At 74.9% G+C, this 5,937-nt stretch carries 6 protein-coding genes; 4 read left to right on the forward strand and 2 right to left on the reverse strand.

Translation table 11 applies throughout. The features are described 5' to 3' along the window. Window positions 1-122 precede the first annotated feature (122 nt). Window positions 123-260 (forward strand): hypothetical protein, encoded by a 138-nt coding sequence (locus AOK18_RS33610; protein WP_206281547.1) that lies wholly within the window; start codon window positions 123-125, stop codon window positions 258-260. 26 nt (window positions 261-286) lie between these two features. Here the strand turns inward: AOK18_RS33610 and AOK18_RS14740 are convergent, their stop codons facing one another. Continuing rightward, window positions 287-778, reverse strand: a complete 492-nt coding sequence (locus AOK18_RS14740) for a DUF5949 family protein (RefSeq protein ID WP_055694650.1) — start codon at window positions 776-778, stop codon at window positions 287-289. 297 nt (window positions 779-1,075) lie between these two features. Here AOK18_RS14740 and AOK18_RS14745 point away from each other — a divergent pair, with 297 nt between their 5' ends. From AOK18_RS14745 to AOK18_RS14755, 3 genes are read left to right on the forward strand one after another with little or no spacing between them, the layout of a single operon-like run. Continuing rightward, complete coding sequence (locus tag AOK18_RS14745) at window positions 1,076-1,930, forward strand: ABC transporter ATP-binding protein (RefSeq protein ID WP_074994737.1); 855 nt, start codon at window positions 1,076-1,078, stop codon at window positions 1,928-1,930. Continuing rightward, window positions 1,927-2,904 carry an ABC transporter substrate-binding protein gene (locus tag AOK18_RS14750; protein ID WP_055694651.1) on the forward strand — a complete coding sequence of 326 codons (978 nt, stop codon included), beginning with the start codon at window positions 1,927-1,929 and terminating at the stop codon, window positions 2,902-2,904. The genes AOK18_RS14745 and AOK18_RS14750 overlap by 4 nt, the downstream gene beginning before the upstream one ends. A gap of 4 nt (window positions 2,905-2,908) precedes the next feature. After that, a complete protein-coding gene (locus tag AOK18_RS14755) occupies window positions 2,909-4,987 on the forward strand; it encodes an iron ABC transporter permease (protein ID WP_055694652.1) in 2,079 nt (692 codons plus the stop codon). A 69-nt stretch (window positions 4,988-5,056) separates the two neighbouring features. Here AOK18_RS14755 and AOK18_RS14760 read toward each other — a convergent pair whose 3' ends face one another. After that, window positions 5,057-5,509: a phospholipase gene (locus tag AOK18_RS14760; protein ID WP_055694653.1), complete on the reverse strand. Its 453-nt coding sequence runs from the start codon at window positions 5,507-5,509 to the stop codon at window positions 5,057-5,059. Window positions 5,510-5,937 lie beyond the last annotated feature (428 nt).

Below are 5,937 nucleotides of genomic sequence, written 5' to 3' on the forward strand. Positions count from 1 at the left end.
GCCGCGCACCCGTCGGCGGCCGTGGCCGTGAGGGTCGCCGGGATCCGTGACGAGAACTGACGCCCGGACCGGGTACGGGAACAATGAGGTGACTGGAAGCCCGGACGGGGAGCGGAGCGTCGGTGAGCGAGCGTCGGGAACGCGACTGGACGGACATGACGCCGGGAGACTTCGACCGGGACGCCGCGCCGGCCCGGCGTCCCGGCCCGCGCCGGCCCCCGCGCGGCGGCACGCCCGCCGAGCAGGACCACCTGTTCTGAGCCGGCCCGGGGCGCCGCCGCGGCGGTCAGCCGGTGTGCGGGGTGCGGGCGGGCAGCAGGACGTGGGCGGCGGACCGCAGGGTCTCCCGGTCCGAGGCGAACGCGGCCAGGACCGTGCGGTCGCCGGGCTCGGTGCCGGACGGCCAGGGCCGGGTCGCGAAGACCAGGTACACGTGCCCGCGTTCGACGACCGCGTCGCTCCACTCCGGCGGGGGGACGAACTGGGCGTCGAAGCCCGGCAGGGCGAGTGACGCCGCGCCCGGCACGACGACCACACCGGACGGGCCGGGCTCCCCGGTGGCGTCGACGAGGCGGCCCGTGGGAGACAGCCCCGCGCCGCGCAGCAGGTGCCGCACGGCGTCCGCGGCGGCCGCCGGACCGCCCGCCCCGTCCCCCAGGGAGCAGGCGAGGAGGAAGGGGACGCCGCCGTGGGGTGTTTCCCCGTACCAGGCCATGACGGCGACGGAACCCGGGTCGGCGGAGTTCCATGACGGCGCTGCGGTGGAGGTCGTGGACATCGCGGAACCGTACCGGCGCGACGGTCCTCGTCCGGTCGGCCGTCACCCGTCCGGACGATGCCCCCGGCCGTTTTCCCCACGGACGAGGGAGGAACCGCCGTGCGCGGAGGCCGGGTTCGGGGCTCCGGGGAGCGAAGCGCGGCGGGCCGGGAGCGCTCCGGACGCGACGGCGTGACGACACGACGGATCGCGGGCACGGGCGCGGCGGCGGACTCCGCGGCGCTCCGGTGGCCGCGGCCGGTTCCGTTGCAGATCACCGTCGGATAACGCGAACTAAGGGTAGGCTAACCTTGCGACGTGAAACCTGGTGAAGAGGCGTCCTTTGGCCCGCGCGGCCATCAACTGGCGGCGACCGATGTGACCGTGGCGTACGACGGCGTGGACGTCGTCCACGCCGCGGCGCTGACCCTGCGGCCGGGCGAAGTCACGGTGCTGGTCGGTCCCAACGGCAGTGGCAAGTCGACCCTGCTGCGCACCGTCGCCCGGCTCCAGTCGCCCCGCCGGGCCACGCTCACGATCGACGGCGGCACCGACGGACTGGCCCTCGGCCCCCGCGAGTTCTCCCGCCACGTGGCCCTGCTGCTGCAGGGGAGGCCCACGCCCAGCGGGCTGAGCGTGCGCGACGTCGTCGAGTTCGGACGCTACCCCCACCGGGGCCGGTGGGGCGGCGCCGACCCCGGCGGGCGGGCCGCGGTCGACCGCGCCCTCGCCCTGACCGGCGTCGCCGGACTCGCCGACCGCGGCGCCGAACACCTCTCGGGCGGACAGCTCCAGCGCGTCTGGCTGGCCGGCTGCCTGGCCCAGGAGACCGGAGTCCTCCTCCTGGACGAACCCACCACCTACCTCGACCTGCGCTACCAGGTCGAACTCCTCGACCTGGTCCGCGATCTGGCGGACGGCCACGGCATCGCCGTCGGCGTCGTCCTGCACGACCTCGACCAGGCGGCCGCCGTGGCCGACCGGATCGTGCTGCTCGCCGAGGGGCACGTCGTCGCCGAGGGCACGCCCGAGGAAGTCCTGACACCGGAACGCCTGACCGAGGTCTACGGCATCCGGATCGAGGTCGGCACCGACCCGCTCACCGGCCGGCTGCGCACCCGCGCGATCGGCCGCCACCACACCCGTACCGAAAGGCTCAGCACCACCTCATGAGACGACTTCTGCTCACCACGCCCGTGGCCGCCGCGGCCCTCCTGCTCACCGCCTGCGGAACCACCGAACCCGCCGCCACCGGGACGAAGGAGTCCGCCGGGGCCATCACCCTCACCGACGCCTCCGGCACCGAGGTCGAACTCGACGGTCCCGCCAAGAAGGTCGTCGGCACCGAGTGGAACGTCGTCGAGACCCTGGTCTCGCTCGGTGTCGAGCCGGCCGGCGTCGCCGACGTCAAGGGCTACCGGGCGTGGAACACCGCCGTACCGCTCACCAACGAGCCCAAGGACATCGGCACCCGCGGCGAGCCCAGCATGGACACCATCGCCTCGCTGAAGCCCGACCTCATCGTCGCCACCAGCGACCTGCAGCCCAATGCCCTCAAGCAGCTGCGCGAGGTCGCCCCCGTCCTCACGGTCACGTCCGCCGACGCCTCCGACCAGATAGGGCAGATGCTCGAGAACGTCGACCTCATCGCCGAGGCCACCGGCACCACCGAGCAGGCGGCCACGCTGAAGAAGGACTTCGACGCGAAGCTCGCCGCGGGGAAGAAGACCCTCGCCGGTGCGGACCTGGACGGCGCCGAGATCGCCTTCGCCGACGGCTACGTCACCTCCAACCAGGTCTCCGTCCGCCCCTACACCTCCGGATCCCTCATCGGCGCGGTCAACGAACGGCTCGGACTGAAGAACGCCTGGAAGACGGAGGGCGACAAGGCCTACGGCCTGGCCGCCACCGACGTCGAAGGGCTGACGGACCTGGGCGAGGACGTCCGGTTCGCCTACATCGGCAGCGACGACGACCCCAACAGCGACCCCTTCGGCAACCAGCTCGCCAAGAACTCCGTGTGGAAGTCCCTGCCGTTCGTGAAGGCCGGCGAGGTCCACCGGCTGCCCGACGGCATCTGGATGTTCGGCGGTCCCGGCTCGATGGGGGCGTACACCGACGCCGTCGTCGAGGCACTGACGAAGTAGCGCGATGGCCGTCACCGCCACGCCCGGCCCCGTCCGTCCGGAAACGGGGCCGGCCCCGGCCGCGTCCCGGGCGGGCGCGGCCGCGGTGACCGGGGCACTCCTGCTCCTGGTCGCCGCCCTCGCCGTCGTCGACATCACCCAGGGCACCGCGGCCGTCGGCCCGGCCGAGGTCCTCAAGGCGCTCACCGGCCGCGCCGATCCGGACGACGCGTCCGTCGTCATCGCCTCGCGGCTGCCCCGGGCGGCCGCCGGGCTGCTGGTGGGTGCCGCGCTCGGCGCGGCCGGCCTCGCCCTGCAGGCCGTCAGCCGCAACGTCCTGGCCTCCCCGGACACCCTCGCCGTCAACGCGGGCTCCTACCTCGCCCTCGGCCTCGCGGCAGTCACCGGACTCTCCCTGCCCCTGCTCGCCTCCTCCGGCGTCGCCTTCGCCGGCGGACTCGCGGCGGCGGCCGTCGTCCTCGGACTGTCCGGGCTCGGGGCCGGGACGGTACGGCTGGTGCTCGCCGGCACCGCGCTCGCCCTCGGCCTCACGGCCGTCACCCAGGGCCTGCTGCTGCTGTTCCCGCAGCAGACCGAGGGCCTGTACCAGTGGAACCAGGGCAGCATCGCCCAGAACGGTTTCGACGGCGTGCTCCAGATGCTGCCCGTCGTGGCCGTCGGCCTGGCCGGCCTGCTGCTCGTCGCCCGGCGCGTCGACGCCCTCGCCCTCGGCGACGACACGGCGCGCGGACTGGGCGTCCCGGTACGGGCGACCCGCGTCACCACCGTGGTGCTGGCGACGCTGCTCTCCGCGGCGGCCGTCACCCTCGCGGGCCCCATCGGATTCGTCGGCCTGTGCGCCCCCGCCCTGGTCCGGCCCCTCGCGCGCCGGTTCCACGGCGTCCACCGGCTGCGGGCGGGCGTGCCGGCCGCCGCACTGGTCGGCGCGGCGCTGGTCCTCGGGGCGGACGTGCTGCTGCGTACGTTCGTGAGCGCGGACGTCTCCGTCGCGGTGCCCACCGGCGTCGTCACCAGCCTCGTCGGCGCGGTGTTCCTGGTCGTCATGGCGGCCCGGCTCCGCGACACCGCGGGTTCGCCCGCGTCCGACGGGCTGCGGATCCGCAGCCGCGCCGTCTTCGTGGTCACGCTCGCCGTGCTGGCCGTCGCGCTGGTGGGCCTGACGATCGCCGCGGTCCTCGTCGGCGACAGCGTGCTCCTGCTGGGCGACGTGCTCAACTGGGCGCGGGGCCGGGCCGGACGGACCGTCTCCTTCGTCCTCGACACCCGCGTCCCCCGGGTCCTGGCCGCGCTCCTCGCGGGAGCGGCCCTGGCGCTCGCCGGCACGCTGGTGCAGGCCGTCACCCGCAACCCGCTCGCGGAGCCCTCGGTCCTGGGCGTCTCGGGCGGCGGTGCGCTCGGCGCCGTCGTCCTCGTGACGACGGTGCCCGTCGCCGGGGCGTGGAGCGTCGCCGGGGCGGCGTTCGCGGGGGCCGCCGTCACCGCGGTCGTCGTGTTCGGGCTCGCGGCGCGCGGCGGCTTCCAGCAGAACCGGCTGGTGCTCGTCGGCGTCGGCACGGCGGCCGGGACGACGGCCCTGATCAGCCTGCTGATCGTGCTCACCGACCCGTTCAACGCCACGAAGGCCCTCACCTGGCTGTCGGGCTCCACCTACGGCCGCACCATGCCCGACGTCCTGCCGCTGGCCGCCGTCCTCACCGTCGGCATCGGAGTGGCGGCGGTGCGGCACCGGGAACTCGACCTGGTCTCCCTCGACGAGGACACCCCGCGGCTGCTCGGACTGCACCTGTCGCGCGGCCGGCTGGGCTTCCTCGTCGTCGGTGTGCTGCTCACCGCCACCGCGGTGGCCGCCGCCGGCACCATCGGTTTCGTGGGCCTGGTCGCCCCGCACGCGGCCCGGGCCCTCGTCGGGCGCCGGCACATCCGCGTCCTCCCGGTCGCGGTGCTGCTCGGCGCCGTCCTGGTGTGCACCGCCGACCTGCTGGGCCGCACCGTGATCGCGCCGGCCCAGCTGGGGGCCGGCCTCATGACGGCCGTCATCGGCACGCCGTACTTCCTGTACGTGCTCGTGCGCGGCCGGCGGTGACGGAGGAGGCCGGATGCCGCCGGGCCCCCAGGGCGCCCGGCGGCATCCGGCCCGTCCGGGCGGGAACGGTCAGCCGAAGGCCCTGACCGCCTGGTAGTACGTCCACGCGGTGCTGGTGCAGGCGGTCTTCGTGGCCCCGGTGTAGCCGGCGCAGACGCGCTTGAGGTCCTCGTGGAAGGCGTTGTCGAGGCGTGCCTTGTTGGCGCCGAAGGAGCCGGCCGCCTTGTAGTTGCGGTACCCGAAGTCGTGGCGCGCGCAGGACGTCGCGAAGGGGAAGCCGAACGGGTTGTCGGGGGACGTGGAACAGTAGTCGGTGCTCCAGTCGAACCCGTAGGCGGACCAGGCCCCCTGGTTGGAGCGCGCGGCGACCCACTGGTTGTGGCTCGACGCGCTGGTCTGCGTCCAGCCGGAGAGGACCTGCGCCTTGTCGGCGGGAGCGGCCTCGGCGGCCGCTGCGGTACCCAGGACACCGACGGCGGCGAGAGCCGACGCGGCCAGGGCGGTGGCGAACTTGCGGTGCATCCCACACCTCCACGAGACTGCGGCCCGACCACCGGGCCGCAGGTTCATGACAAGAAGATGCCCGTGTCGACCGTGCCTCCACACCACGGAGGGCCCGGCGATCCGTCAACGTCCTTGTCGGCCAGGCTGCATGGGCTGCCGCGCGGGCCGACCCGACGGCCGGCGCGCGGACTCCGCGGCCCGCGGAGCCGACGGGCGGGGCGGGGGAGGACCGCCCGGCCCGCGCCGGACGGGGAGCCGTGCTCCCGGTGACGGATCCTCACCTTTGTTCCGGGAACGGGTGTTCCGTCCGCACGAGGCGAGTGCCGATGCCCGCACCGGCCGCGAACGGGGGCTCCGCCCCACAACGCGGAACCGGCCGCCCGGGCCACCGCCGAGCGCGCCCGTGCGGCGTTCGCCCGACTTCCGCACCCGCACCCGCCCCGTCC

Source organism: Streptomyces prasinopilosus, from assembly GCF_001419695.1.
GTDB lineage: Bacteria > Actinomycetota > Actinomycetes > Streptomycetales > Streptomycetaceae > Streptomyces > Streptomyces prasinopilosus.